Origin of the sequence: Thermobifida cellulosilytica TB100 (assembly GCF_001517975.1) — a bacterium.
Taxonomy (GTDB): domain Bacteria; phylum Actinomycetota; class Actinomycetes; order Streptosporangiales; family Streptosporangiaceae; genus Thermobifida; species Thermobifida cellulosilytica.
In genome coordinates this window covers 130,158-155,770 of the sequence record NZ_KQ950185.1, presented here as the reverse complement: position 1 = coordinate 155,770, position 25,613 = coordinate 130,158, and the positions used below count along the sequence as shown (strand labels likewise).

The window sequence follows — 25,613 nt, the reverse complement described above, 5'->3', positions numbered from 1 at the left end:
CCAATCCTAGGCTCCCGGCGGTCACCGGTGCCGGGCACCCTCGTGCTGCGCGTGCCCCACCGGCTCCACCTGGAGGGTGGAGTGGTCGATGGAGAAGTGCCGCGACAGGCACTCGTGCAGCCGGTCCAGGAGCCGCCCGGTGTCGGAGAGGGCGGAGTCCTCGACCACCACGTGCGCCGACAGCACCGGGACGCCCGAGGTGATGGTCCAGGCGTGCAGGTCGTGCACGTCCAGGACGCCGGGCTGGGTCCGCAGGTGGCGGCGGACCTCGCCGAGGTCGACGTCGCGCGGCGCGGCCTCCAGCAGGATGTGCAGGGCCTCGTCGAGCAGGTGCCAGGCGCGCGGCACGATGAACAGCGCGATGGCGAGCGACGCCACGGAGTCCGCGCGCTCCCAGCCGGTTGCCCAGACGACCAGGGCGGCCACCACGACCCCGGCCGAGGACAGCAGGTCGCCGAGCACCTCCAGGTAGGCGCCGCGCAGGTTGAGGCTCTCGGACTGGCCGCGGTGCAGCAGCACCAGGGCGACCAGGTTGGCGGCCAGGCCCACCGCGGAGAAGGCCAGCATGGCGGGGGCGGACACGGGCTCGGGGTCGATCAGGCGGCGGACCGCCTCGTAGCCGATGAACCCGCACAGCGCGAACAGCAGCAGGGCGTTGGCCGCGGCGGCCAGGATCTCCGCCCGTTGCAGGCCGAAGGTGCGCTCGGCGCTGGACGGCCGGTTCGCGATCCACACGGCGAACAGGGCCAGGGCGATCCCGAAGGAGTCGACCGCCATGTGCCCGGCGTCGCCCAGCAGGGCGAGGCTGCCCGTGGCCAGGCCGCCGACGACCTGGAGCACCATGACGCCGATCGTCAGTCCCAGGACGAGCAGCAGGCGCCCGCGGTGCGCTCCCGCGGCGGTGTGGTGGTCGTGCCCCATGCTCCCTCCCGTTCCGGCCCGGCGCCGGTCGGGCACCGATGGTTCAGTCACCACTGTTTATACAGCGAAGGCTGTCTATACAGCAAACAGTGTAAAGTGATAATCATGTTGACCCCCGACCAGCGCTTCGCCGCGATCCAGCGCCTGGGCCGGGCGCTCGCCGACCCCACCCGGTGCCGCCTGCTGCTGGCCCTGCTGGACGGCCCCGCCTACCCCGCACGGCTCGCCGACCAACTGGGACTGACCCGGCAGAACGTCTCCAACCACCTGGCCTGCCTGCGCGAGTGCGGTCTGGTGCGCACCGTGGCCCAGGGGCGGCAGACCCGCTACTCCCTGGTGGACGACTCGCTGCGGCACGCCCTGGAGGACCTGCTGCACGTGGTGTGGGGAACGGCGGTGGAGCACACCCCGCCGGGCGAGAACCTCCCGGTGACGGTCGACTGAGCCCCGGCGAGCGGTATCCGCCGCCGGTCAGCCGGACATGGCCTCCCGCCACTGGCGCGCCCGGGCGCCCTCGTCCAGCAGCGCGCAGTCCCCGCACTTGCCGCCGCCCGGCACCCGGTAGTACAGGCAGCAGGACCGGCGCACGAAGAACCGGTGCGGCCGGTCGGCGTCGGGCCGGACCACCTCGCCCAGCCCGGCCAGCGGCGGCCGCCGCAGGAGCGCGGCGGCGACCGCCGCGGCGCGGTCGGCCCACTCGGGGCGTTGCAGTGAGACCATCATCACCGCGCCCCCGACCGCGGCGGCGACGTTGCCCCACAGCAGCCGCTCCGAGACCCGGAGCCGACCGCGCACCGCGGCGCCGAGCCGGGCCAGGTGGCGCTCGACCAGCGGCTCCCACAGCGCCTCGGCGACCTCGTCGGCGTCGTCCGGTGCGGCCGCGGCGCGGCGGGGGCCGCGCAGCCACGAGGTCACCCGTTCGGAGCCCTCCAGCCACAGCAGCGAGGCCGGGGACGCCTCCAGCACCGCCCCCGCGCAGGCCGCGGCCAGGGCCGGGGAGACCAGGCGGGCCGCGAAGCCCAGATGGGTCACCGAGGCCGCCACCCGCGGCTCGACCGGTCCGTACCGGGCCGTCAGCCACGCGACGCGGGCGTCCAGCACGCCGGGGTCCTCGTACAGCTCCGCGAAGGAGCGCAGCCCCGCGGGCGCGTCGCCGTCGACGGGACGCAGGTCGAAGTAGCCGCCCAGGGCGGCCAGCGCCCCGAACACCTGCCGGTCGTCCGGGAGCCGCTCGGGGGCGGTCGGCGGCGTCACCTCTCCTCCGCGCGGGCCGGAGCGGTGCGGGAGGAGTCGAGCAGCGCCTGGTACACCGCCTCCACCCCGCGGACCAGGCCGCGCAGGGTCTCCACGTCCAGGGAGCGCAGTGCCGCCAGGGTGCGCTCGCGGCTCGTCCCCCACATGTCGTCGATGAGGGCGCGCCCCTTCTCCGTCAGGTCGACCCGGCGCACCCGCCGGTCCGCGGGGTCCTCCCGGCGCAGGACGAGCGAACGCGCCGACAGCCGGTCCACGATGCCGGTGAGTGTGGCAACACTCACACCGATCCGCTCGGCCAGTTCGTGGGTGGGTGTGTTGCCGTCGACGGCCAGCGCCACCAGGACCTTGAGCTGCTGGATGGTCAGCGTGGTGCTCAGCAGCGGCAACGAGCGGTCCCGTACGAACAGCCTGAGCTGGCGTACTTCCAGGTCCCGCAGGCGCTCGATCAACTCGCATTTGGCATCAGACGTGTCGCTGTCCATCCCGGTTCCCGCTCCCCGCCCTGATCGATAACCGATCATTCCCTGATATGTCCCTGATTTGTATCACTCTGGCATGATCTTCAATGCCATGCGAAGTATCGTGGGGACGCGTGCCCGGCTGAACACCCGTATGGCCTTCCTGTAGCGGCGCTGGCCGGACCAGACGCGACCGCTCATCACGCGGTGCCCAACTCTGACGTGAACCATTCTGGTTGAGGAGCCTTTACCCATGTCCAAACTGGCCAGGCTCAGCCTCGGCAACCGGGCGCTGATCCTGCTGATCACACTCAGCGCACTCGTCTTCGGTGCGATCACGGCAGGGTCGATGAAGCGCGAACTCATGCCGTCGTTCGACATCCCCATGGCCGTGGTCGGCGCCCAGTACCAGGGGGCCTCGCCGCAGGTCATGGAGACCGCGGTCACCGAGGTGCTGGAACAGGCCGTCAAGGGCGTCCCGGGGGTGACCGGCTACACCTCCACCTCCAGCACCGGTTCCGCCCAGGTCATCGCCGAGTTCGACTACGGCGACTCCACCGACGACGCCGTCCGCGCCATCCAGCAGGCCGTGGACCAGGTCGAGCCGATGCTCCCCGAGGACGTCGACCCCTACGTCATGGCGTTCGGCACGGACGACATCCCCGTCGTCATGCTGGCCGTCGGAACCGGCGACGACGAGAAGGCCCAGAAGCTCGCCGAGCCCATCGAGGAGCTGCTCGTCCCCGAACTGGAGTCCATCGAGGGGGTCCGGGCCGTCCAGGTCACCGGCGTGCGTGAGTCCAACGTCGTCATCACCCCCGACGAGGACGAACTGGAGGACGCCGGCTACACCGTCGCCGACCTCACCAACGCGTTGCAGGCCAGCGGCCGACTGCTGCCCGGCGGCCAGATCACCGAGGACGACCGCACCCTCACCGTGACCACCGGCGGACGCCTGGAGTCGGTCGAGGAGATCGAGAACATCTGGCTGACCCCCAGCGGAGCCGCCGCCGCGGCGCTGCCCGGCATGCCCGGCGCCCGGACCCCCGACCCGGTCAAGCTCTCCGAGGTCGCCGACGTCGAACTCGTCATGGACGAGGCCAGCAGCATCACCCGCACCAACGGCGAGCCCAGCCTCGGCGTCATGGTGACCAAGACCCCCGACGGCAACACCGTCGAGGTCTCCGAGCAGGTCCAGGCGCGGGTCGCCGAACTGGAGGACCAACTGGGCGAGGACACCAACATCACCGTGGTGTTCGACCAGGCCCCCTACATCAACGACTCCATCGTCGCCATGGCCGAGGAGGGGCTGCTGGGCCTCGGCTTCGCCGTCCTCGTCATCCTGGTCTTCCTGCTGTCGGTCCGCTCCACCGTCGTCACCGCGGTGTCCATCCCGGTCTCCCTGCTCATCGCGATCCTGGGCATGTGGGCCTTCGACTACACCCTCAACCTGCTCACCCTGGGCGGGCTGACGGTGGCCGTGGGACGCGTGGTCGACGACTCCATCGTGGTCCTGGAGAACATCAAGCGGCACCTGGGCTACGGCGAGGAGAAGTACACCGCCGTGTTCACCGGCGTGCGCGAGGTGGCGCTGGCCATCACCTCGGCCACGCTGACCACCATCGCCGTGTTCCTGCCGGTCGGGTTCGTCGGCGGCCAGGTGGGCGAGCTGTTCCGGCCGTTCGCGGTGACCGTCAGCATCGCGCTCGCCGCCTCGCTGCTGGTGTCCCTCACGATCATCCCGGTGCTGGCCTACTGGTTCATGAAGCCCAGGGTCGTTCCGCCCGAGGAGGTGGAGCGCGTCAAGGCCGAGGAGTACCAGCGCGAACTGCGCTCCCCGTTGCAGCGCGGATACCTGCCGGTGATCCGCTGGGCCACCCGCCACCGGTGGGTCACCCTCCTGGCCGCCGTCGTGATCCTCGTCGGCACCTTCGCGATGACCCCCTACATCAAGACGAACTTCATCGAGGACCAGGGGCAGAACACCGTCAGCGTGGTCCAGGAGCTGCCGGTCGGCACCTCCCTGGAGGCCGCCGACGCCGAGGCCGCCAAGGTCGAGGAGGAGTTGGAGAAAGTCGCCTGGATCGAGTCCTACCAGGCGACCTTCGGCAGCGGCGACATGCTGACCGCCATGTTCGGCGGCGGCGCCAGCTCCATCACCTACACCATCACCACCGACCCCGACGGCGACCAGGCCGCCTACCGGGAGGAGCTCCGGGAGATCCTGGAGGAGATCGACACCGAGGCCGAGGCGCGCATCGACGCTGCCAGCGGCTTCGGCTCCGCCCTGGAGGTGGTGGTCCGGGCCGACGACCCCGACACCCTCACCGAGGCCACCGGGCTGGTCGAGGAGACCCTCCGCGACATCCCCGGCGCGGCCGACGTGCAGAGCAGCCTCGCCGCCACCCAGCCCGCCTTCGAGGTCCGCGTCGACGGCGAGAAGGCCGCCGAGGAAGGGCTCACCGAGGCCCAGGTCGGCCAGGCCGTGACCGCGGCCTTCCAGGGCACCACCGTCGGCACCGCGACCATCGAGGACGTCCAGTACGACATGGTGCTGCGCGTGGACGACCGGCCCGCCGACGTCGAGGCGCTGGAGAACCTGAAGATCACCACCCCCTCCGGCAAGGAGGTCAAGCTCTCCAAGGTCGCCGAGGTGGAGGAGGTCCTCCAGGCGCCCGAGCTGAGCCGCAGCGACGGGTTCCGCAGCGCGACCGTCACCGCCACCCCCACCGCCGACGACCTCGGCCGGGTCACCAGCGACCTGTACCTGGCGCTGGAGGAGCTCGACCTGCCCGAGGGCGCCACCGCGACCATCGGCGGGGTCAGCGAGGACCAGAACGAGGCGTTCGCCCAGATGGGGATCGCCATGCTGGTCGCCGTCGTGATCGTCTACCTGATCATGGTGGCCACCTTCAAGAGCCTGCGCCAGCCGCTGGTGCTGCTCGTCTCCATCCCGTTCGCCGCCACCGGTGCGCTGGGCCTGCTCCTGGTGACCGGCATCCCGCTGAGCCTGCCCGCCCTCATCGGCATGCTGATGCTGATCGGCATCGTGGTCACCAACGCGATCGTGCTCATCGACCTGGTGAACCAGTACCGCGAGGAGGGCATGGAGCTGCGCGAGGCCGTCGTCGAGGGCTCCCGGCACCGTCTGCGGCCGGTTCTCATGACCGCGCTGGCCACCATCGGCGCGCTCACGCCCATGGCCCTGGGCATCACCGGCGGCGGAGCGTTCATCTCCCAGCCGCTGGCGATCGTGGTCATCGGCGGCCTGGTCAGCTCCACCCTGCTCACCCTCGTCCTGGTCCCGGTGCTCTACACCATGACCGAGGCGGCCAAGGAGCGCAGGGAGGCGCGTCGCGCCGCCAAGCGGGAGGCCGCGCTCGCCGCGGCCCGCGCCGAGGCGGGACAGACGGCGGTCGCCCGGGAGGAGGCCAAGGAGGACGCCGCGAGCTGATCAACGGGTGCGGTCCTGAGCGGCCGCGACCGACCGGGGCCGCCGCGCACGCGGCGGCCCCTTCGTCATGCCGGGAATCACCCGGACCAGTTTTCGGTCACTCTCCGTAAGATTAATGATGCGTTGAGTTGATGAACTGACTTGTGAAAAGCGGGTTACGGAGGGCAAGCTTTCGCCCCATGGGAACCAGCAACACCGATCTCGACGAACTCGTCCGCGAAGAACTCGGCGCGGAGCCCTCCCAGGAGGCCAAGGACTACGCCCGCCGCCTCTACGAGAAGTACCGCCTGCCCGACACCCTCCACACCCCCGTCGAGTCCCGGACGGGCACCGAGACCTGCCGCGCCGCGCTGCCTTCGGTCGTGCCGCAGCCAGCGGCGGAGAGCAGCCGTCCCGCGGGAGGCTCCTCAGGAGTCTGACGCGGGGTCCCAGACCAGCTCGAACCAGACCGTCCGCCCCAGGCCGTCCGCGCGGGCGTCCACCCCCCACTTGGCCGCCAGCGCCTCCACCAGGTCCAGCCCCCGCCCGTGCTCGCTGACGTCGTAGGGGTCGCGGTGCTGGGGGCGGGGCAGCTCCGGGCTGCCCAGGTCCCGGACCTCCACCCGGGTCCAGCCCGCGGCGGTGTAGACCACCACCTCGAACTTGCCCCCGGGGGCGCCCGAGGAGCTGTGGGTCACCGCGTTCGTGGCGATCTCACTGGTCAACAGGGTGGCGGTGGCGAGTTCGGGACAGTCGCCGAGCTGACGCGCCACGAAACGGCGGGCGTGCCTGATCTGGTTGGCCAGACCGGGGAAGCGGCGTCGGGCGGGGATACCGCGTGCCTCGGGGTGGGGAAAAGAACGCTCGTGCATGGGCTTCGCCGGTGCTTCGGAGGACAGGTGGAAAACAGGACCGGTACGTTGGCGGGGGACCAAGGCAGGCGGCCGGGTCGAGGACTGCGCTGTCGGCAGATCGGTCATGTGATCACTCCCCAGGGACATGGGAGGGGGCCATGCCGTCGGTAGGGCCGCGTGGACCGCCCTGTTCGGCCGACACCACGATGGGGGTCCGTCCATGCCCGGCAGGGTCACGGCGCGAGCGTGGTCAGCCCAGGAAAACGGTCCCGCGGGGTTACGGGTGAGCGTCGTGGCGTTATGGACTTTTCTCCACCGAAAAGAATACGGGCGGCAATCGCCGATGAGCCAGGTGGGGTGTACCAAAAGAGAATCAGGCGCAACAAAACGTGATGATCAATCGATAGCGGGCGAGCTGCACCCCGCCCGCGCGACTCCTGACGCCCGCCGCAACCGGTGACGCCGAATTGCGGCGGAGTTCACGGCGTGTTCACGGTCCCGACCGGCATTTCCGAAACCGTGGGGAGGGTTCGACGGTCCGCCACGCGCCGACGGCCTGTCGTCCCGCAGAGGCCCGGCGTCGGTGCGGTGGCACAGGACACCTCGTGCACCCGACCAGGAGGACACGTGACCGAAACCGCCTCCCGCCGACCGCTGCCGGTCGTCGGCCCCGCCGGAGGACGGGCCCGGGCGACCTGCCGGTTCCGCTGCGGTGACGCCTGCTACCACGAGGCCCCCAACACCAGCGACAACGCCTACTTCGGAGACGTCTACGCCGGCCTGCTGTCCCGGCGCGGAATGCTGCGCTCCGGCGCGGTCGGCGCCGCGGTCGCCGCCCTGGCGGTGGGCGGCGCCGCACCGGCGGCCGCCGGGCCCGGCAACGGCGGCCGCCACGCAGGCCCCCGGCTGGAGTTCACCCCGGTGCAGCCCAACGCCGACGACCGGGTCACCGTGCCCTCCGGATACCGCCACCGCGTCGTCGTGCGCTGGGGCGACCCGGTCGTCCCCGGTGCCCCCGAGTTCGACTTCGCCCGCCAGACCGCCGAGGCGCAGGAGAAGCAGTTCGGCTACAACTGCGACTACGTCGGCTTCTTCCCGATCGGCTCGCGGCGCGCCCTGCTCTGGGTGAACCACGAGTACACCAACGAGAGCCTGATGTTCGCCGGCTACACCGACGGCTCGGACGCCGACGAGGAGCAGATCAGGATCGCCATGGCCGCGCACGGCGGATCCGTGGTGGAGATCGAGCGGACCGGCGACGCCGGGGAGTGGCGCCTGGTCACCAGGGGACGGCGCCCCTACAACCGCCGCATCACCGCGACCACCCCGATGAAGCTCACCGGCCCCGCGGCAGGGCACGCACTGCTGCGCACCGCGGCCGACCCCTCCGGCACCAGGGTGCTGGGCATGCTCAACAACTGCAGCGGCGGCACCACCCCCTGGGGGACCGTGCTGACCGCCGAGGAGAACTTCAACCAGTACTTCGTGGGCGGCGAGGGCGCGCCGGAGGAGGCCAAACCCGCCCTGCGACGCTACGGCATCGCCACCTCCGGCGACACCCGCCGCGGCAACCGCCGGTTCGACCGGGTCGACGAGCGCTTCGACCTGTCCAAACACCCCAACGAGGCCAACCGGTTCGGCTACATCGTCGAGATCGACCCGTTCGACCCCCACCACCAGCCGCGCAAGCGCACCATGCTCGGCCGGTTCAAGCACGAGGCCGCCACCGTCCGGCTCACCGAAGACCAGCGGGTCGCCGTCTACATGGGGGACGACGAGCGTTTCGACTACATCTACAAGTTCGTCAGCGACAAGAAGCACCGCGCCGGTGCGCGCCGCCACAACGACACCCTGCTCGACTCGGGCACCCTCTACGTCGCCCGGTTCACCGGCAACAGCCCCGCCGAACAGATCGACGGCTCCGGCGCCCTGCCCGAGGACGGCGCGTTCGACGGGACCGGCGAATGGATCCCGCTGTGCGACGCCCAGCGCAGCTACGTCGACGGCTTCACCGTCGCCGAGGTCCTGGTCCACACCCGGCTCGCCGCCGACAGGGTCGGCGCCACCAAGATGGACCGCCCCGAGGACATCGAGGCCAGCCCGGTCACCGGCAAGGTGTACTGCGCGCTCACCAACAACTCCGCCCGCGAACCCGGCCAGGCCGACGAGGCCAACCCGCGCGCCGCCAACCGGCACGGCCACGTCCTGGAGATCACCGAGCACCGCAACGACTCCGGCGCCACCACCTTCACCTGGACCGTGGTCCTCGTCTGCGGCGACCCCGAGGACCCCGCCACCTACTACGCCGGATACGACAAGTCCAGGGTCGCCGCGATCTCCTCCCCCGACAACCTCACCTTCGACCGCGCCGGCAACCTGTGGATCTCCACCGACGGCCAGCCGGGCACCCTGGGCGTCAACGACGCCCTGCACGTGATGCCGGTCGAGGGACGCCACCGCGGCGAACTCAGGACCTTCGCCACCGTCCCGGTCGGCGCCGAGTGCTGCGGCCCCTGCATCACCCCCGACGACCGGACCGTCTTCATCGCCCCCCAGCACCCGGGCGAGAACGGCACCCTGGAGCACCCCACCAGCACCTGGCCCGACGGGGACTTCCCCCGCCCGTCGGTGGTCGCGATCTGGCACGCCAAGGGCAGGAAGGTGGGCTCGGCCTGAACCGCCCGGCCCGCGCCCCGGCCCCTCCCGCCGACGGCGCGGACCGGGACGGCCACCGCCAACCCCCCGCCCCGGGCGGCCCTCGAAACGTTCAAACCGCGGCGGGGCCGCCCGCCCGGCGGGACGGAACATGGCAGGATCGCTCCCATGGTGCACAGAGGTGACGTTCCCCGGATCGACGTTCCCTCCGCCGGGATCCACCGGGCGGACCCGCAGCGCTACGACGGCCGCATGCCGTACCGCAGGACCGGACGCAGCGGACTCGACCTGCCCGCGATCTCGCTCGGACTGTGGCACAACTTCGGGGACGACCGCCCCCTGGAGACCCAGCGCGCCATCCTGCGGCGCGCCTTCGACCTGGGCATCACCCACTTCGACCTGGCCAACAACTACGGCCCGCCGCCCGGCGCCGCCGAACTCAACTTCGGCCGCATCCTGCGGGAGGACTTCCGCGCCTACCGCGACGAACTGGTGATCTCCACCAAGGCCGGGTGGGGCATGTGGCCCGGCCCCTACGGCGACGGCGGCTCCCGCAAGTACCTGCTGGCCAGCCTCGACCAGTCGCTGGCGCGCATGGGCCTGGACCACGTCGACATCTTCTACAGCCACCGCTACGACCCCTCCACCCCGCTGGAGGAGACCATGTCGGCACTCGACACCGCGGTGCGCTCCGGAAAGGCGCTGTACGCGGGCATCTCCTCCTACTCCCCGCAGCACACCGTCGAGGCCGCGGCGATCCTCCGGCAGATGGGCACCCCGCTCCTCATCCACCAGCCCTCCTACTCCATGGTCAACCGGTGGATCGAGGAGGGCCTCCTCGACACCCTCGAGGACGAGGGGATCGGCTGCATCGTCTTCTCCCCGCTGGCCCAGGGCATGCTCACCGACAAGTACCTCGACGGCGTCCCCGCCGACTCCCGCGCCGCGGCGGGCAAGTCCCTCTCCCCGGACTGGCTCACCGAGGACAACCTCGCCCGCATCCGCGCCCTCAACGAGATCGCGGCGCGCCGCGGGCAGAGCCTCGCCCAGATGGCGATCGCCTGGACCCTGCGCGACCCCAGGGTGACCTCCGCGCTCATCGGAGCCAGCAGCGTCCGGCAGCTCGAGGAGAGCGTCGCGGCGGTGCGGTCCCCGGAGTTCACCGACACCGAACTGGCCGAGATCGACCGGTACGCCTCCGACATCGGCGTCAACATCTGGCGCACCTCCAGCCACGCCTGACCGCGCCGCCGACCGCCCGCGCGGGAGGCGCTCCGGGGAAGGAGACGAGCATGCCCAGGCCGGGAACGTCCGGCACCCTGCCGTACGAGACCCCTGCGCGCCCGCCCGGCCGCCGGTCCGCGGCGCCCCCCGCGCTGCTGCGCCGCCCCCGCGTCCTCGCCGGAGCGGTCCTGCTGGCCCTCCTGGCCCTGCTGGCCTGGCTCGGCCCCCTCGCCGCGCCGTGGGGGTTCACCGAACGCGACCACACCAGCTTCCTGCAGCCGCCCTCGCCCCGGCACTGGTTCGGCACCGACGCCACCGGCCGCGACCTGTACGTCGTCACCCTGGTGGGGCTGCGCAAGTCGCTGGTGATCGGGCTGCTCGTCGCGGTGCTCACCACCGCGGCCGCCGCGGTCGTGGGCGCGGTCTCCGGATACTTTCCCGGGCTGCCCGACCGGGTGCTGACCTGGCTCACCGACCTGGCCCTGGTCGTGCCGCCCCTGCTCGTCCTGGCCGTGCTGTTCCCCGTGGCCGAGCGGGGCGGCTGGCTCGCCCTCGTCCTGCTGCTCGCCGCGTTCGGCTGGATGGTCACCGCCCGGATGGTGCGGGGGGCCACCCGCTCGCTGCGCCGACGCGAGTACGTCCGAGCCGCCCGCTACCTGGGAGCGTCCCCCACCGCCATCATCGTCCGCCACCTCCTGCCGAACCTGTCCGCGCTGCTCGTCGCGGACGTCACCGTCAACGTCAGCGCCGCGGTCATCGCCGAGACGGGACTGTCCTACGTCGGACTGGGCGTGCAGCCGCCCGACGTCTCCCTGGGCACCCTCATCGCCGACGGCACCCGGTACGCCACCACCCACCCCTGGATGTTCGGCTTCTGCACCGGACTGCTCGTCCTCCTCGTCCTGGCCGTCAACCTCCTCGGCGAGGGCCTCCACGACGCCCTCACCCGCGACACCCCCGCCCCCCGCCTCTGAACGCGGCGTCCCGACGGCAGGCCGACCACCCCGCAGGCCCCGGACGGGCAGCCCTCTCCGGGCCGGGACCGCCGCAGCGGCCACGGTCTAGGATGCACACCGTGACCGGAACCGAGACGCACCCCGAACCGGCGTCTCCGCCCGAGACGACCCCCACGCGCCCGCCGGGCGAGCCCGTGCTGTGCGTCGAGGACCTCCACGTCACCTTCCCCGGAACCGGTCCCGGCGGCGACGTGCGAGCGGTGCGCGGCCTCAGCTACCGGCTGCACCGCGGCGAGATCCTGGGCGTCGTCGGAGAGTCCGGAGCCGGGAAGTCGGCCGCCGCCCTGGCCGTACCGGGACTGCTGCCCGACCACGCCCGGGTGTCCGGCTCGATCCGGCTCAACGGACAGGAACTCCTCGGCCTCGACGAGCGGAGACTCGCCGCGGTGCGCGGCAGCACCGTCTCCATGGTCTTCCAGGACCCGCTGGCGGCGCTCACCCCGGTCCGCACCGTCGGCTCCCAGTTGGCCGAAGCCGTCCGACTCCACCAGCCCCGGCTCTCCCGGAGACAGGCCCGGGACCGTGCCGTGGCACTCCTGCGCAGGGTCGGCATCCCCGACGCCGACCGCCGCGTCGACTCCTTCCCCCACGAACTCTCCGGAGGAATGCGCCAGCGCGTCATGATCGCCATGGCGCTGGCCAACGACCCCGACGTCATCCTCTGCGACGAACCCACCACCGCCCTGGACACCACCGTCCAGGCCCAGATCCTCGACCTGCTCGCCGCGGTCCGCCGCGAGACCGGCACCGCGATCGTCGTGATCACCCACGACCTCGGCGTGGTGGCGGAGATCGCCGACCGGGTGCTGGTCATGTACGCCGGACGCCCGGTGGAGACGGGAACCGTGGCCCAGGTGTACCGCCGCCCCCGCATGCCCTACACCATGGGCCTGCTGGGCGCCCTCCCGCGCGTGGACACCCCCGACCCCGTGCCGCCGACCCCCATCCCGGGGACACCGCCGCCGCCCACCGAGCCGCACCGCGGCTGCCCGTTCGCGCCGCGCTGCCCCGTCGCACTCCCGCGCTGCGGCACCGACCCGCCCGCACTGCTGCCGGTGGACCCCGCCCCCCACGACCCCGGGCACCGCGCGGCCTGCCACCGCACCGCAGAGATCACCGCCCGCGGCTGGACCCCGGCCGACCTCTACCCGCCCCCCGAACACCCCCGGCCCGCCGCACCGGCCCCCAGGGACCGGCGGCCCGTCGTGCTGGCCGTCGACAACCTCGTCAAACACCACCCGCTGCACGGCGGAACACTCCTCAGACGCCGGGTGGGCACCGTGCGGGCCGTCGACGGGATCAGCTTCGACCTGCGCGAACACGAGACCCTGGCCCTGGTGGGGGAGTCCGGCGCGGGCAAGACCACCGTCCTCACCGAAATCCTCGAACTGACCCGTCCCGACCACGGCAGGATCACGGTGCTGGGCCGCGACACCGGCACGCTCACCCCGAAGCAGCGGTTCGCCCTCCGCCGCGACCTCCAGGTCGTCCTCCAGGACTCGTCCGAGGCCCTGGACCCGCGCATGACGGTCGCCGAGATCGTCGCCGAACCGCTGCGCGTCCACCGCCACCCCCGCAGGCAGGTCCCGCACCGGGTCCGGGAACTGCTGGCCCTGGTCGGCCTGGACGACTCCCACGCGCGGCGCCGCCCGGCCCAACTGTCCGGAGGGGAGCGCCAGAGGGTCGGCATCGCCCGCGCCATCGCCCTGCAACCCCGGCTGCTGCTGCTGGACGAGCCGGTGTCGGCACTGGACGTGTCCGTGCGCGCCGGCATCCTCGCCCTGCTCGCGGAGCTGCGCGCCCGACTGGGACTGTCCTGCCTGGTCGTCGCGCACGACCTGGCGGTGGTCCGGCACATCGCCGACCGGGTCGCCGTCATGCACCGGGGCGTGCTCGTGGAGATCGGCGACACGGAGTCGGTCTACACCGCCCCCCGCCACCCCTACACCCAGGCGCTGCTGGCCGCGGTGCCCGTTCCCGAGCCCGCAACGGACCGCCGAGCCGCCCGCGCCGTCGCGGCCGCCGAGCCGCCCGACCCCGCCGCGGCCCCGTCGGGGTGCCGGTTCCGGACCCGATGCCCCCGGTACCTGTCCCTGACCGAAACGGACCGGCGGCGCTGCGAGACGCAGCCTCCCCGGCCGCGCAGGCTCGGGGACGCCGACCACCAGGTCGCCTGCCACCACGCCTGAGCGGCCGGGGACCGCGGGGCATCGGCACCGCTCAGGGGCGCAGCGCCCGCCCCAGCAGCCACCCGGCGACCGCACCGGCCAGGGACAGCGACGCGGGAGCCAGGAACAGGTCCCAGTCGGGCGAAGGCCGCGACGCCACGAGGGCGGAGTCGACGAGGAGCGCTGCCACCGGCGCACCCAGGGACGCCGCGGCGTCGCGGACCCCGCGGTCGCGGTGCGGGCCGCGGTGCACCAGGGCGGCCAGGGCCGCGGCGACGAGAGCGCAGACGAAGCCGGAGGAGCCGTACCACAGCACGACCCCGTCGAAGGAGGACAACTGCTCGGCGGGCGCGGCCCGCAGGATCACCCCCGCTCCCGCGGTGTTGCAGACGAACCACGCCACCAGGCCGACCAGCCAGCAGACCACCAGGTTCACGTCGCCTCCTCAGGCGCAGGTCTCGTAGGGGACGTACAGGCGGGTGCCGTTCACGGGAGCGCCCAGGTACTCGGCGCCGACCACCGTCAGCGATTCGTCCCCCCAGGTGCCGCCCAGTCCCAGGCTCACCCCGAGCTTGACGTTGCCGCTCAACTCGTGGATGTTGCTGTCGTCGTCGTAGCGCACCCGCGAGGTCCGCCCCTCCTCGAACAGCCACCGCTCGAACGGTCCCGGATCGTCCCCCAGCTCGGTGGGGGCCAGCGAGTCCCAGGTCAGCGGAAGCACCTGGTCGTCGACGACCCAGCCCATCCACTCCTCGACCATGGCGCGCTCCTCGGCGGTCTCCACCGCCAACTCGGTGGTGGTCATCGTGACCCCCGAGCCGTCCGCGGCGAGCTGGACCAGTTCCACCCCGGTGATCCGCCCCTCGGCGTCGCGGGTGACGGTCATCGTGCCGGTGCGCTCCCCGCTGGGCTTCCAGTCGTCGACGACCCAGTCCGCGCCGATGCTCGCCGTGCCGCCGAGCGAGTACGTGGTGGACACGCTCCCGTCGCGGGAGTCCACGGACTCGGTGAGCGCCGCCGTCACCCCGACCGCGCCCTGCACCTGCAGTTTGGGGCTGAGCGACCAGCCCTGGACACCCTCGCCGCTGTCCTTGTCACCGTTCCGCTTGCGTTCGTTGCCGACGTTGAGTCCGGCGTGGCCGTCGACGCCCAGCTCGGCCTCCACCCCGGTCCGGACGATGTCCGGGGCGGGGATGTCGGGCCCCCAGATCAGGTCGACCCCCCAGCCGATGATCGGGCTGACGCTCTTGGTGATGTCGATCCGCTGCCGGGTACGCAGGTCGTCCATGAGCTGCTCGGCCTCCTCCGGACTGTCGAAGACCCAGGTGCTGCCGTTGGGCACGCTCAGGCCGCCGCCGACGCTGACCTCCGCGCCGAGCTGGAACGCCCTGGTCACGTTGAGGCTGGCGCCCGCCCCCAGGGAGGCTTCCAGTTTGGCCGTGTCCACGAGGGTTACACGGGTCTCGCCGTCGGAGAACGACTCGGTGATGAACGAGAACTCCTCGCCCAGGGTGACGACGACCTCGACCTGGTAGCCCGACACGTCCGTCATGCGGGTCTGCAGGCAGCGCTCGGGCTCGTAGTCGGCGTCGGCGGCCTCGGTGGACGCTTCGCAGCCGTCGAGCCGCAGGGCCAGGCAGACAGCGCGGGCGAGGCCGTCCGCCACAGGGCGGGGCAGCGCCACCACGGCGACGGCCGCCGCGATCGCGCAGACGAGCAGCAGGACGGCGGCGTACTCGATGAGGCTGCCGCCGCGGTCGCTTCGGGGCCAACGCATGCCGGGGACTGTAGGGATTGCCCCCTGTGGGCGGATAGCAGCCTAGGCTCCAATTCCAGGTGGGTCCGCGGGCCCAGCGGAGGCGGCGGTCAGCGGAAGACTGAGGCGACCTCGGCGGCCAGCTCCAGATAGGCCAGGTGGGTGGCGTCGCGCAACCGGGCCAGGTCCACCGGCCCGCCCTCCGCCAGGTGCGGGTCCTCGGGGATGCGCAGCACCCGGCGGCAGCGGTCGGAGAAGTGGCGTTCCAACTGGTCGAGGTCGATCCCCGTGGTCTTGCCGACCCGGGAGACGACCGCCACGCAGGAGCGGGCGAGTGCGGCGTGTCCGTTGGTCTCCAGCCAGTCCAGGGTGGCGGAGGCGCTGCGCGCCCCGTCCACGGAGGGCGGGCAGACCACCACGATCTGGTCGGCCGATGCCAGGATCGCCCCCATCGCGGGGTGCAGCATGCCGGTCCCGCAGTCGGTGATGCAGATCGAGTAGAAGCGTTCCACGATCCCCGCGATGTGGCGGTAGTCGCCGTCGCTGAGGGGCCGGTGCGCGTCGGGGTCGGCACCGGAGGAGAGGAACTCCAGGCGGGACGGCGCCTGCCCGGTGAAGCTCCGCACGTCCGAGTAGCGTTTCAGGATCTCCCGGTGGGCCACCAGGTCGCGGGCGGTGCGCTGGGTGCGCAACTGGGTGTGCAGCCGTTCGGTGAGGGTGCCCCCGTGCGGGGTGGCGTCCACCGCGATCACCCGGTCTCCGCGCTCTTCGGCCAGCACCGACCCGAGACCGACCGCGGTGGTGGTCTTGCCGACGCCGCCTTTCATGCTGAGCACGGCGATCCGGTGGTGGCCGCCCACCACGGGGCCGCGCACCAGGGCGCGCAGTTCCCGGCGGCGCCGCTCCACCTTGGACTCGCCCGGGTTGATCAGGCCGTGGCTGGCCGTGAACACCAGGCGCCGCCACCCCTCGCTCGGGGGGCGCTTGGCGGGACGCAGCAGCGACTCGGAGGTCAGGTCCGCGGCTGTTCCCGGACGCGGCACGTCCACAGGAGGCTGGTGGGAGTCCGGATATCGGCGGCCGTCGGCCGGATCCGGTCGGGGAGAGGAAGTTGGAGTCACGGTGCAGCGCTTTCTGCCACCGCGGCCCGCGGCCGCGGACCTACGGGAACGCGCCCGCATTTTACGCATTCCGACTGTCAAAGCACAGGGCTACGCCGACCCAAACGGTTCTGGGCCTCTGGGCCCAGCCGAAGCCGGGAAACCACGTGGGCCTGGGGCCACCACATCGGTGCCCCGGCCACTGGGCGGAGCGGCATCCCTCCGCCTGCGGTTTCCCCGCACCGCCGGAGAACCGGCCGGCGGCCGGCCTTCTGACCGCAGCAGGCACCGAAAAGGCACCGTGCCCTGTCGGCCGTCCTCCTCCCGGGGGCGGGGACTACTCGTCCTCCGCCCACGGCAGCGGGCCGCTGCCGAACTCGTAGCAGGGACTCTCGTACATGGTGACCGGTTCGGGGTAGGAGACGCCGCCGTCGGTGCTCTCCGAGCAGCGCCACGGATAGTAGGCCCCGCTTTCGGGATCGAACCGGTGGAAGAACTTCACGTACCGCTCGGCCCACTCGGGGTTGTCGTCCCCCAGGTAGGCGACGACCTCGGTGGAGCCGTCGTCGTCCAGGTCCGTCGTCTCCACGGTGCGCTGCCCCGCGGTCAGCGGGCCGCTGAGACTGAACTGCGTGACGCTCTCCGGAAGGTCCGGGCGCAGCCAGGAGACCTGTTGCAGGCCCGCCACCCCGGCGTACTTGGTCAACAGGAAGAACGTGCCGTCCTCCGCGACGGTCCAACTGTCGTCGAAGTCGGCGGGAGGCAGGGGGACGAACCCGGTGGGAGGCTCGTTGAGGTTGCTGGCCACCAGTGCGCCGTTCTCGTCGAACAGGAAGATCCTGGTGGTCTTGGTCGCTCCGGTCACCGGGTGGGCCTCGAGTTCGGCCTCGGCCACCAGCGCGCGCACCGGAGCGTCCTGGTAGGTCAGGCCCTCGACGGTGTGGACGTCGGCGGAGCATCCGGAGCAGCCGAGGTCCCGGACGAGCTGCGCTTCGGCGGACAGCGGTTCGGCGGACGGCTCCGGGGCGGCAGAGCCGTCGGAGACGCAGCCCGTCCCGGCGGCGAGCAGGACCGCGGCGACGACGACGCGGGTACGGAAGGAAGGCATCAACCAGTCCTGACAGTGTGGGCGAGCGGCCGACTGCGGGTCACTTCTGGGGAACCCGTGCGGCGCTCACCCAACGGGACTCCCAGTAGGGGTTGCCGAGCACCTGCGTGACGTTCACCGGGTTGCCGGCGTGCACCATCTTGCCGTCGCCGATGTACATCCCGACGTGGGTGGGGGGCGGACCGGGAATGGTCTGGAAGAAGATCAGGTCGCCCGGTTGCAGTTCGCTCTTGCTCACCGGGGGAAGGGCGGCCTGCTGCTGCCACGTGGTCCGGGGGATCTGCACGCCCGCGGCGCGCCAGGCCCCCTGGACGAGTCCGGAGCAGTCGTAGCCGTGCGGACCGGTGCCGCCCCACACGTACGGCAGTCCCTGCTTGGACAACGCCCACTCGACCGCGACCCGGGCGCTGCCCTCACCGATGACCTCACCGCCGTAGTAGCCGACGGGAAAGGTGAAGACGTATTCCTCGGGCTCCTCCGGCCGCTGGACCTCCGTCCAGGTCTCGCCCCCGCACTCGGGCCCCTCCACCAGGCACACCATCTCGCGGACGCTGTCGTGGAAGGTGGCTCCGATCGGGGACTGGGCGACGGCGAGGATGATGCCGGCCACCACAAGCAGTACGGCCCCGACCTCCACGAAGGAGGCGCCGCGGTCGTCCGTGGCAGCGGGGTGGAACCGGGGGGAACGTGAACTCGCCACCGGGGAACTCCTTGGTCAGAGAGATCAACTGACGGGAACGTCCTTGATGGGAAGGAAGCCGGGGATCTCGATGGTGACTTTGTCGACCTCAGGGGGAAGTCGGTAGGAAGCCCAGTAGGTGTTCTGAGCTCCAGGACCTGTAATAAGGGCGAACTGTTTGGTGTTGGAATAGTCGGCGCCGGCGCAGAGACATTCTCCTGCCGAGTCGATGTAGGGGTGGAATCGGATCCCGCTACTCTCGTCGAGAAGTACCAGGCCGCTTGCTTCGGCTGTCCCTAGGTAGTTGTAAGTCTCGTTCTGAAGATAGCTTAGGCTTATGTAGGTAGAACTCTTGTTGTCGAGAGTCCAGATGAGTTGAGCGTAGTCACCGGTTTCGCTGCGTTTTAGTTCTCTGATTTTGATGACTGCGCCGCTCCAGTTGTTGTTGCTTGCCTCGCTGGAGCCGAGCACTGTCTCTTCTGAGGTGCTGGAGGGTGAGGGCGATCCGTTCGGCTGCTTGTTTTCGTCGGCGTATGAGGAAGAAGTGACCAGCAGAGTCAGAGCGATGGGAATCATCAGTGCGCTGGCAGTGATTCGAGGGAGAAGGCGATGAGACACGGGAGCTCCTACTTGGCGAAGGTGACGGTGACCCGACGGTTCTTCCGCCGACCTTCTTCGGTGTCATTGTTGCCCACCGGGTCGTTGGATCCGTGGCCAGCGGTTTCGAACTGGATTCCGTCTCTGGTGACCAATTCTTCGAGTGCTTGACGTACGGACTCAGCCCTTGCTTCGGAGAGAGGGATGTTGATGCTGTCGTCCCCGGTGTTGTCGGTGTAGCCGTCGATGTGGACGGTGGTGGCAGAGGAAGTGTCAATCTCTTCGGCCACGCCCTTCAGGATCTCTTCAGCTTCAGGCGTGAGGTCGGACTCGTTCAGCTCGAAGAGAACGTCGGAGGAGAGTATCACCTGGTTCTCCTCGCTGGAATCCGCTCGTGAGGTGCCGCTCTCGATGTCGTCCTGGAAAGCTCTGAGGTCCAGGATCTGGGGTTCTCCCACGGGAGTCTGGGCGATCTCTTCTTTAGTTCCTGTCGCTTCGATGATTGGAATGTCGAGAAAGTCTGGAGTTACCGGAGTTGTGACTGCTACTTTGTCGACTTCGGGGGGAGGGGAAGGAAAAGCCACCCAGGCGTTGATGGAGTCTCCGGAGGCCAGTAACTCTTTCCCATTCCAAGAGTAGCAATGACAGGTTTTTCCGTCGGTGAGTTTGAGGGGCATGTATCGTTTCTGGTTGACTGTGTCTACCAGTGACACTCCGTCTGGAGTGCTTTGCTGTCCATTGACATTGGAAAGACTGAAAATTACGTAGGCGTCTTCAAAACCTTCGTTTTTTATGGCTATCGACAGCACGACCATCTCTTCGCTGATGCGCTCCAGGGAGATGATGCTGAATCGTAGATTCGTTCCTTCAGAGCTGGCGGTGTAAGTCGAGGTTGCTACAGGGCTAATTTCATTGGAAGGTGTTTCGGTGCTGTTCGGTGTTCCGTCTGCTGATGGGGAAGGAGTAGAGGTTTCCGAGGTAGTTACGCACGCGGAGAGCAGGACTGCACTCAATGCCATGGGGAGAAACAGCCTGGCTGTGCGGGGAAGACCAGATGGAGGGAACGGTTGATCCACGGTGCAGTCTTCCAATCAAGGTGCGAAGCTTGGTCGGCTTGTCTAACAGAAGAGTCGGGAATTATATGAGTCGTAGTGGGAGAGTTTATAGAAAACCCTGAAAGGGTGGCGCTTGATTAAGGTGAAGATGAGGAGTCCTCCTCTTCAGCCGGGTCAGAGACGCCGAAGGGCTTGTAAAGGTACCGTCCTTCCTTTGACACCAGGCGGATCTCGATAAGTTGCCTGGCGTGCTGTTCGCTGCGGATCACTTGGCCGTCGCAGGCAACGCCGACGATCCGGTACTCTGTGCCGAAGACGTAGTTGCAATCGGGCATGACCATCTCGGCTATGGCTGCGGCGTTTCCAAGGCGGACGAACCCTTCCTCCTCGTTCGGTTCGGTTTCGTCGCAGACCGTGTCGGACCAGCCGCGGCTCCGGTCCTCCAGCAGTTCCTTGCGGCAGTTCGCGCCACGGACCTCCACCCGGACGAAGTTGCCGAGCTGTCCCATGCTGTTGTCGCTGGCCCGGATGTCCTCCAGAATCGCCCCGTTCTTCTGGGCGTACTTCTCCGCCTGGGCACGGCCAAGGCCGGGGTCGTAGAGCCGGTAGTACGGGATCTGATGGTTGGCCAGCATCTCGGCCGCGTTGTCACGGGCGACCGCAACCGCGGCCAGTGCGGCGGCATCCGCTGCGGTCTGGGAGCGGCTGCGCAACTGGTTGGCGTCGCCGAGACGCACGAAGAGCATGATCAGTGCTACGAGAGACAGCGTCAGGCCGACGAGCAGGAACAGGCTGGCCTGCCCGCGCTCGTCGGCCGATGGAGACTTAGGTGCGAGGCCCATAGGGGAAGCAGGGTTCCGGAACGGCTTGTTGGCCGCTGTAGCTAGTCGTTGCCGGATCCGCTGGCGGCGGCGGGGTTGAGGATTCGTCCGATTTCGGTGGTTATGGTTGTCGAGATGCTGTTGGGGATATTGACGGCGAATACCGCCACGGCGATTGCGGCCACCAGCACGATGAGCCCCGCGTACTCCACGAAGCTGGCTCCCCGGTCGCTGCGGTGGTGCTGTCGGCGGGTGAGGGCAGTCCGGGCCCTGCGGCGAAGGGAGCGGATCGGGTTCGGCACGAGAACTCCTTCCGAAGACCATTTCCCCGTTTTCCTATTGACAGTTCATCAATCTAGAGTCTGACAGGTCGGGTGCCTAGGGCCTGCGGGCCCAAAAGATCGGACCTGGGAAGAGCTGGACAAATCATCCGGAACCCGGCGCGGTGTGGCCGTTCCAGCGGGCTATCGCCGCCGCTCGACTGGTCACTCCGAGTTTCCGGAAGATGCGGTTGATGTGATTCTTCACGGTTTTCTCGGACAGGAAAAGCTCTGCGGCGATCTCTGCATTGGACAGGCCGCGCGCTATCGCCGCGAGCACTTCGGCCTCCCGTGGGGTCAGGCCCAGGGATGCGGGGTCGACCGGGCCGCGAGGGACAGGGAAGGAGCGGAGGGAGGAGACCAGGGCGGTCGCGGCGACCGGGGAGAGCGGGTTGCCGTTGCCGTGGACCACCTCGCGCAGGGCCCGGGTCAGCTCGTCCAGGGTGAAGTGGCCGTGGACCAGGTAACCGGAGGCCCCTCGGAGCAGCGCGGTCTGGACCACCTCCGGGGCCTCGGTGTGGGTCAGCATGACCACCTTGGTGAGGGAGGCGAGTTCCTCGATCGTGCTGACCCCGTCGCGCACCGGCATGCGGACGTCGAGCAGGACGACGTCGGGGCGGAGCTTTCGGGTCTGCTCGACGGCTTGGACGCCGTCCCCCGCCTCGCCTATGACCCGGATGTCGTCGGAGGTCTCCAGGAGGGTGACCAGACCGGCGCGCACGACGATGTTGTCGTCCACGGCGAGAACGGTGATCGGCGACATGGCGGAGACACCTCTCTCGGGCGGGGTCACGGGGAGTCCTCGCTGCTCTGGGAAGGGGGCGCCAGCGGCACACGCAGGACCACCGTGGTCCCCTCGCCCGGAGCCGTGTCGATGCTCAGACGGCCTCCGGCGCGGGCCGCGCGTTCCCGCATGCCCACCAGACCGTAGTGGCCGGGAGCGGACGAGCCGGGGTCGAAACCCCGTCCGTCGTCGCGGACGGTCATGACCAGGTGCCCGGCGTCGGTGGAGAGCTCCACGGCCACGGTCTCGGCGGCAGCATGCCGGTCGATGTTGGTGAGCGCCTCCCGGAGGATCGCGACGGTCTCGTGGCGTGCAGTGATCAACAGCGGCATCGGTGCGCCGCAGGAGTGCAGTTCTACCTGAATCCCCGTTGTTTCGGACCACTCACGCAGCACCGTGGCGACCTGGTCGGCGATGGGCAGGTCGGCGGAGCCTTCACGCAGGTCGGTGATGAGTTTGCGGGCCTCCTGCGCGGCGGCCTCGGCGGCGGACACCACCTGGGCCGCGGCGGCCGCCGCACGTTCCGGGTCCTTGCGCAGCCAGATCGGCAGAGCCTGAGCGGCCATGGCTGCGCCCTGCAAGGTTTTGGCCACCGAGTCGTGCATGTCCCGGGCCAGCCGGGCACGTTCCTCCGCGGCGGCCGCCGCGCGCTCGGCCGCGCGCCTCCGCTCCTGTTCCAGGGCCAGTTCCTCGAAGAGGCCACGCAACCGCAGCCCGATGTACCCGGCGGTCGGGTAGAGCAGCGGCTGGACGACGACGAGCTGGATGTTCTCCCAGAACGTTTCCGCCGGGGCGGACAGACTCGCCAGGTACAGGAACAGGGCTGTCAGGTAGCCGAAGATCTGCGCCGCCGAGACGCCTGCCACTCCTCTGGTCCCGTACAGCACCCCGGCGGCGGCACTGGTGAGCACCGTGGCGAGGAAGAAGGCTCCCGAGGGGCCGACCACGGCCAGGATCGCCGAAGCGACCAGGGTGTCAGCGGCGATCAGCACCGGGTGGCGCACCACGTGGACGGAGAGCCGCTCCCAGTAACGGGCGAGCAGCCAGGACAGCACCGCGTAGCTGACCAGCATGAGGACGATGCGGACGGAGATCCGCTCCGGGGGAAGCAGGAGCAGCGCGACACCGGTGAGCAGGAAGCGCAACTGGACGAGCAGCCGGGTCAACCCGGTCAACCGTTCCAGCGGTGCTCCTCGCTCCTGCCCGGTCACGGTGCCCATGGCATCACCCGAAGATGGCCGACAGGTCGATGCCGGAGCCGAGGAACAGGCCGCCGCCGATGATCAGCAGCAGCCCGGGCAGCATGGTGGCCGCGGTGACCACGGTGACCTGGGGGTTGAGCTTCTGCGCTCTGCGCCGCAGGAACTGGGCGTCCTCCCGGCGCATGTCGGCGCTGATCGCGTGCAGCGTCTGCACCAGCGGTGCACCCAGGTCCTCGGACTGCTGCAACGCCGTGATGAACTTGCCCAGAGCCTCGTTGGAGTTGCGCTCCCGCAGCGCGGCGAACGCCTCCCGTCTGCTGGTCCCCAGTTCCATCTGGCGCAGGGCCAGTTGGAACTCCGAGGCCAGCACGCCCGGCATGGAGTCGGCCACCCGGGCCAGCGCCTGGCGGAAGGCGAGCCCGGCTCCCACCGTGACCGCCAGGACGTCCAGGAAGTCGGGAAGCTGCCGTTGGATCTCGTCCTGGCGCCTGCGCTGCGCCGAGTACAGCGAGAGGTCGGTGAGCGAGGCAAAGGCCAGCACCACCACGGCGAGCATCGGCGAGCCGTTCAGGAACAGCAGTACCGCCAGGCCGCCGTAGAGCAGCACCTCGCCAGCCTTGCGCTGCGCGTAGCGGCGCACGGTGAGGCCGTCGGGACGTCCGGCCGCGTCGATACGCGCCTGGACTCTCGCCTGGCCGTCCTCGCCCAGCCAGTCGAGGACTATCGAACCGAACGGCCGTCCGATGAGCTCGGTGATGCGGTGCAGGACGAAGGTTCCGTCGCTCTTCCGCTTCGGAGGGGCGGCGACGAAGCTGCCCGCGACCTCGCTCCCGCGGGTCGCCAGGTGCAGGCCCCACACGAACAGGGCCACGCAGAGCGCGCCGAGCAGACCCAGGAGCAGGGAGGTCAGAGGGGTCAGGAGGATGGACATCGGCGTGAACTCCGTGCGTCGGTCAGGCTGCGGGCTCAGAAGTCGATACGGGACATGCGCCGGATCACCACGAACCCGACGGTGAAGAGGGTCAGGGCGGCGCCCAGGACGGCGAGGCCGGCGAAGCTCTCGGTCATCCGGGCCACGGTGCCGGGGGCGATCGTGTTGAGCAGGAAGAGCGACCCCACGCCCATGATCAGCAGCGTCCACGCCGTGTTGGTGGTCTCGCTCAGGATCGTGCGGACCTCTCGCCTGGTCTCCTTGCGGTGCTCCAGGGTCTCGGCGATGGTGCGCAGCGCGGTGACCAGCGCGCCGCCGGAGCGGGCCGACACCAGCAGGGTGGAGATCAGCACGCCGATCTCCCGGGAGGGCATCCGCTTGCGCAGGTCGTTGATGGCGCTCTCGAAGGGCTGGCCCAGCTTGAGCGACTCGGCGACGTGGCGCAGCTCCGCCCCGGCCGGGTCGGCCAGCTCGTCCGCGGCCATGTCGATCGCGGTGGGCAGCGACAGGCCCGCCTGGGTGGCGTTGGACAGCACCCGGGCGAGTTCCGGCAGTTGCGCGGTGAACGCCTCCCGGCGCTTCTCCTCCTGGCGGCTCAGGTAGGCGAGGAACAGGTAGCCCACCAGGACGGCGGCGAGCAGGCCCAGCACCGGGGCGAGGACCTGCCAGACGATGACGACCGCGGCCACGGCGCTGGCCGCCACCAGCAGCACGAAGGAGGAGACCTTCATCCGGACGCCCGCCCGGGCCAGGCGGAGCTGGATCTGGCGGCCGAACTCGGTCCGGCGCAGCCGCACGTCCAGCCGGGCCATGGGGGTTCCGGCGCGCCGTTCCACCTCGGCCAGCGCGCTGCGCGAGGCCAGCAGGCGGCGCTGCGCCACACCGTCCAGGAAGACGCTGACGCCCCACACCGCGACGGCGAGCGTGACGATCGTGGCGAGCAGGATGGCCAGGGTGTAGTTCACAGTGCGCCTCCGGGATAGGGGAAGCCGTCGGCTGAGGGGGCGGCGCGGACGCCGAACGCCGCGGGGATCGTCTCTCCTGCGATGTAGAGGCGCTCGGCGATGTGCCGCGGCAGCGGGAAGCGGCGGAACTCCCCGGTGACCCGGCGGTTCACCTCGTAGCGGTCCGCCTGGAACCGCAACAGCGGCTCCAGGCGGAACTCCTCCTGCCGGGTGGAGGCCACCACCGACACCTCCGCCACCCGCCGCGAGCCGTCCGGGTAGCGCGACAGGTGCACGATGACGTCGACCGCCGCGTTGATCTGGTCGCGCAGC

General features: G+C 70.3%; 24 protein-coding genes and 1 pseudogene. 7 read left to right on the top strand and 18 right to left on the bottom strand.

Going from position 1 to position 25,613, the window contains the following annotated elements; all coding sequences use genetic code 11:
* Nucleotides 1-21 precede the first annotated feature (21 nt).
* Nucleotides 22-921, bottom strand: a complete 900-nt coding sequence (locus AC529_RS16425) for a cation diffusion facilitator family transporter (protein ID WP_068758245.1) — start codon at nucleotides 919-921, stop codon at nucleotides 22-24.
* Between the two features lie 105 nt (nucleotides 922-1,026).
* Here AC529_RS16425 and cmtR point away from each other — a divergent pair, with 105 nt between their 5' ends.
* Complete coding sequence (gene cmtR / locus AC529_RS16420) at nucleotides 1,027-1,365, top strand: Cd(II)/Pb(II)-sensing metalloregulatory transcriptional regulator CmtR (protein WP_198156460.1); 339 nt, start codon at nucleotides 1,027-1,029, stop codon at nucleotides 1,363-1,365.
* Nucleotides 1,366-1,392: 27 nt separating this feature from the next.
* Here cmtR and AC529_RS16415 read toward each other — a convergent pair whose 3' ends face one another.
* On the bottom strand, nucleotides 1,393-2,175 hold the full coding sequence (locus AC529_RS16415) for a (2Fe-2S)-binding protein (protein ID WP_068758243.1): 783 nt from the start codon (nucleotides 2,173-2,175) through the stop codon (nucleotides 1,393-1,395).
* Nucleotides 2,172-2,657 carry a MarR family winged helix-turn-helix transcriptional regulator gene (locus AC529_RS16410; RefSeq protein ID WP_068758242.1) on the bottom strand — a complete coding sequence of 162 codons (486 nt, stop codon included), beginning with the start codon at nucleotides 2,655-2,657 and terminating at the stop codon, nucleotides 2,172-2,174. Before AC529_RS16410 ends, AC529_RS16415 begins: the two co-directional genes overlap by 4 nt.
* A 229-nt stretch (nucleotides 2,658-2,886) precedes the next feature.
* Between AC529_RS16410 and AC529_RS16405 the strand changes: the two genes are divergently transcribed.
* Nucleotides 2,887-6,087, top strand: coding sequence for an efflux RND transporter permease subunit (locus AC529_RS16405; protein WP_068758241.1), 3,201 nt, complete (start codon nucleotides 2,887-2,889; stop codon nucleotides 6,085-6,087).
* A gap of 179 nt (nucleotides 6,088-6,266) precedes the next feature.
* Nucleotides 6,267-6,506, top strand: a complete 240-nt coding sequence (locus AC529_RS16400) for a hypothetical protein (RefSeq protein ID WP_068758240.1) — start codon at nucleotides 6,267-6,269, stop codon at nucleotides 6,504-6,506.
* Here AC529_RS16400 and AC529_RS16395 read toward each other — a convergent pair.
* Nucleotides 6,495-6,938, bottom strand: a complete 444-nt coding sequence (locus tag AC529_RS16395; protein WP_068758239.1) for an ATP-binding protein — start codon at nucleotides 6,936-6,938, stop codon at nucleotides 6,495-6,497. The two genes, AC529_RS16400 and AC529_RS16395, sit on opposite strands and share 12 nt — an antisense overlap.
* A gap of 609 nt (nucleotides 6,939-7,547) precedes the next feature.
* Here AC529_RS16395 and AC529_RS16390 point away from each other — a divergent pair.
* The 4 genes from AC529_RS16390 to AC529_RS16375 all read left to right on the top strand — a co-directional run bounded on the left by AC529_RS16390 (nucleotide 7,548) and on the right by AC529_RS16375 (nucleotide 14,004).
* Nucleotides 7,548-9,596 (top strand): PhoX family protein, encoded by a 2,049-nt coding sequence (locus AC529_RS16390; protein ID WP_068758238.1) that lies wholly within the window; start codon nucleotides 7,548-7,550, stop codon nucleotides 9,594-9,596.
* A gap of 147 nt (nucleotides 9,597-9,743) precedes the next feature.
* Complete coding sequence (gene mgrA, locus AC529_RS16385) at nucleotides 9,744-10,817, top strand: L-glyceraldehyde 3-phosphate reductase (RefSeq protein ID WP_068758237.1); 1,074 nt, start codon at nucleotides 9,744-9,746, stop codon at nucleotides 10,815-10,817.
* Nucleotides 10,818-10,867: 50 nt separating this feature from the next.
* Nucleotides 10,868-11,773 carry an ABC transporter permease gene (locus tag AC529_RS16380; RefSeq protein ID WP_068758236.1) on the top strand — a complete coding sequence of 302 codons (906 nt, stop codon included), beginning with the start codon at nucleotides 10,868-10,870 and terminating at the stop codon, nucleotides 11,771-11,773.
* 92 nt (nucleotides 11,774-11,865) lie between these two features.
* Nucleotides 11,866-14,004 (top strand): dipeptide ABC transporter ATP-binding protein, encoded by a 2,139-nt coding sequence (locus AC529_RS16375; RefSeq protein ID WP_083948350.1) that lies wholly within the window; start codon nucleotides 11,866-11,868, stop codon nucleotides 14,002-14,004.
* A gap of 31 nt (nucleotides 14,005-14,035) precedes the next feature.
* On the opposite strand, the gene AC529_RS16370 is transcribed toward AC529_RS16375, so the two are convergent.
* The 14 genes and pseudogenes from AC529_RS16370 to AC529_RS19745 form a co-directional block, all read right to left on the bottom strand.
* Entirely contained in the window at nucleotides 14,036-14,419 is a 384-nt protein-coding gene (locus AC529_RS16370) for a hypothetical protein (RefSeq protein ID WP_232306787.1), read from the bottom strand.
* Nucleotides 14,420-14,428: 9 nt separating this feature from the next.
* Nucleotides 14,429-15,760 (bottom strand): hypothetical protein, encoded by a 1,332-nt coding sequence (locus AC529_RS16365; RefSeq protein WP_232306786.1) that lies wholly within the window; start codon nucleotides 15,758-15,760, stop codon nucleotides 14,429-14,431.
* Nucleotides 15,761-15,849: 89 nt separating this feature from the next.
* Nucleotides 15,850-16,788 carry a MinD/ParA family ATP-binding protein gene (locus AC529_RS16360; RefSeq protein WP_232306785.1) on the bottom strand — a complete coding sequence of 313 codons (939 nt, stop codon included), beginning with the start codon at nucleotides 16,786-16,788 and terminating at the stop codon, nucleotides 15,850-15,852.
* A gap of 388 nt (nucleotides 16,789-17,176) precedes the next feature.
* Nucleotides 17,177-17,947, bottom strand: a complete 771-nt coding sequence (locus tag AC529_RS16355) for a hypothetical protein (RefSeq protein WP_068758235.1) — start codon at nucleotides 17,945-17,947, stop codon at nucleotides 17,177-17,179.
* A 40-nt stretch (nucleotides 17,948-17,987) separates the two neighbouring features.
* Nucleotides 17,988-18,647: a C40 family peptidase gene (locus tag AC529_RS16350; RefSeq protein ID WP_083948348.1), complete on the bottom strand. Its 660-nt coding sequence runs from the start codon at nucleotides 18,645-18,647 to the stop codon at nucleotides 17,988-17,990.
* 24 nt (nucleotides 18,648-18,671) lie between these two features.
* The gene (locus AC529_RS20195; protein WP_157080236.1) at nucleotides 18,672-19,202 is read right to left on the bottom strand and encodes a hypothetical protein; all 531 of its coding nucleotides are present in this window, start codon (nucleotides 19,200-19,202) and stop codon (nucleotides 18,672-18,674) included.
* 50 nt (nucleotides 19,203-19,252) lie between these two features.
* Nucleotides 19,253-20,299, bottom strand: coding sequence for an OmpA family protein (locus AC529_RS21005; RefSeq protein ID WP_232306784.1), 1,047 nt, complete (start codon nucleotides 20,297-20,299; stop codon nucleotides 19,253-19,255).
* Between the two features lie 116 nt (nucleotides 20,300-20,415).
* The gene (locus AC529_RS16340) at nucleotides 20,416-21,120 is read right to left on the bottom strand and encodes a pilus assembly protein TadG-related protein (RefSeq protein ID WP_068758234.1); all 705 of its coding nucleotides are present in this window, start codon (nucleotides 21,118-21,120) and stop codon (nucleotides 20,416-20,418) included.
* 41 nt (nucleotides 21,121-21,161) lie between these two features.
* Nucleotides 21,162-21,401 (bottom strand): hypothetical protein, encoded by a 240-nt coding sequence (locus AC529_RS20610; protein ID WP_068758233.1) that lies wholly within the window; start codon nucleotides 21,399-21,401, stop codon nucleotides 21,162-21,164.
* Nucleotides 21,402-21,525: 124 nt separating this feature from the next.
* Entirely contained in the window at nucleotides 21,526-22,182 is a 657-nt protein-coding gene (locus tag AC529_RS16330; protein WP_068758321.1) for a LuxR C-terminal-related transcriptional regulator, read from the bottom strand.
* A 26-nt stretch (nucleotides 22,183-22,208) separates the two neighbouring features.
* On the bottom strand, nucleotides 22,209-23,423 hold the full coding sequence (locus tag AC529_RS16325; RefSeq protein ID WP_068758232.1) for a sensor histidine kinase: 1,215 nt from the start codon (nucleotides 23,421-23,423) through the stop codon (nucleotides 22,209-22,211).
* Between the two features lie 4 nt (nucleotides 23,424-23,427).
* Entirely contained in the window at nucleotides 23,428-24,336 is a 909-nt protein-coding gene (locus AC529_RS16320; RefSeq protein WP_068758231.1) for a type II secretion system F family protein, read from the bottom strand.
* A gap of 35 nt (nucleotides 24,337-24,371) precedes the next feature.
* Nucleotides 24,372-25,301 carry a type II secretion system F family protein gene (locus AC529_RS16315; RefSeq protein WP_068758230.1) on the bottom strand — a complete coding sequence of 310 codons (930 nt, stop codon included), beginning with the start codon at nucleotides 25,299-25,301 and terminating at the stop codon, nucleotides 24,372-24,374.
* Nucleotides 25,298-25,613: pseudogene (locus tag AC529_RS19745) on the bottom strand (CpaF family protein); the annotation flags it as partial. The pseudogene AC529_RS19745 and the gene AC529_RS16315, both read right to left, overlap by 4 nt.

Bases quoted from the DNA above. Each gene is read 5' to 3' on its own strand.
- AC529_RS16400 (WP_068758240.1), top strand. From the start codon at position 6,267: ATGGGAACCAGCAACACCGATCTCGACGAACTCGTCCGCGAAGAACTC.
- AC529_RS16405 (WP_068758241.1), top strand. From the start codon at position 2,887: ATGTCCAAACTGGCCAGGCTCAGCCTCGGCAACCGGGCGCTGATCCTG.
- AC529_RS16365 (WP_232306786.1), bottom strand. From the start codon at position 15,760: ATGCGTTGGCCCCGAAGCGACCGCGGCGGCAGCCTCATCGAGTACGCC.
- AC529_RS16330 (WP_068758321.1), bottom strand. From the start codon at position 22,182: ATGTCGCCGATCACCGTTCTCGCCGTGGACGACAACATCGTCGTGCGC.
- AC529_RS16320 (WP_068758231.1), bottom strand. From the start codon at position 24,336: ATGTCCATCCTCCTGACCCCTCTGACCTCCCTGCTCCTGGGTCTGCTC.
- AC529_RS16355 (WP_068758235.1), bottom strand. From the start codon at position 17,947: ATGCCTTCCTTCCGTACCCGCGTCGTCGTCGCCGCGGTCCTGCTCGCC.
- AC529_RS16340 (WP_068758234.1), bottom strand. From the start codon at position 21,120: ATGGGCCTCGCACCTAAGTCTCCATCGGCCGACGAGCGCGGGCAGGCC.
- AC529_RS16410 (WP_068758242.1), bottom strand. From the start codon at position 2,657: ATGGACAGCGACACGTCTGATGCCAAATGCGAGTTGATCGAGCGCCTG.
- AC529_RS16395 (WP_068758239.1), bottom strand. From the start codon at position 6,938: ATGCACGAGCGTTCTTTTCCCCACCCCGAGGCACGCGGTATCCCCGCC.
- cmtR (WP_198156460.1), top strand. From the start codon at position 1,027: ATGTTGACCCCCGACCAGCGCTTCGCCGCGATCCAGCGCCTGGGCCGG.
- AC529_RS16325 (WP_068758232.1), bottom strand. From the start codon at position 23,423: ATGGGCACCGTGACCGGGCAGGAGCGAGGAGCACCGCTGGAACGGTTG.
- AC529_RS16425 (WP_068758245.1), bottom strand. From the start codon at position 921: ATGGGGCACGACCACCACACCGCCGCGGGAGCGCACCGCGGGCGCCTG.
- mgrA (WP_068758237.1), top strand. From the start codon at position 9,744: ATGGTGCACAGAGGTGACGTTCCCCGGATCGACGTTCCCTCCGCCGGG.
- AC529_RS16375 (WP_083948350.1), top strand. From the start codon at position 11,866: ATGCACACCGTGACCGGAACCGAGACGCACCCCGAACCGGCGTCTCCG.
- AC529_RS20195 (WP_157080236.1), bottom strand. From the start codon at position 19,202: ATGATTCCCATCGCTCTGACTCTGCTGGTCACTTCTTCCTCATACGCC.
- AC529_RS16380 (WP_068758236.1), top strand. From the start codon at position 10,868: ATGCCCAGGCCGGGAACGTCCGGCACCCTGCCGTACGAGACCCCTGCG.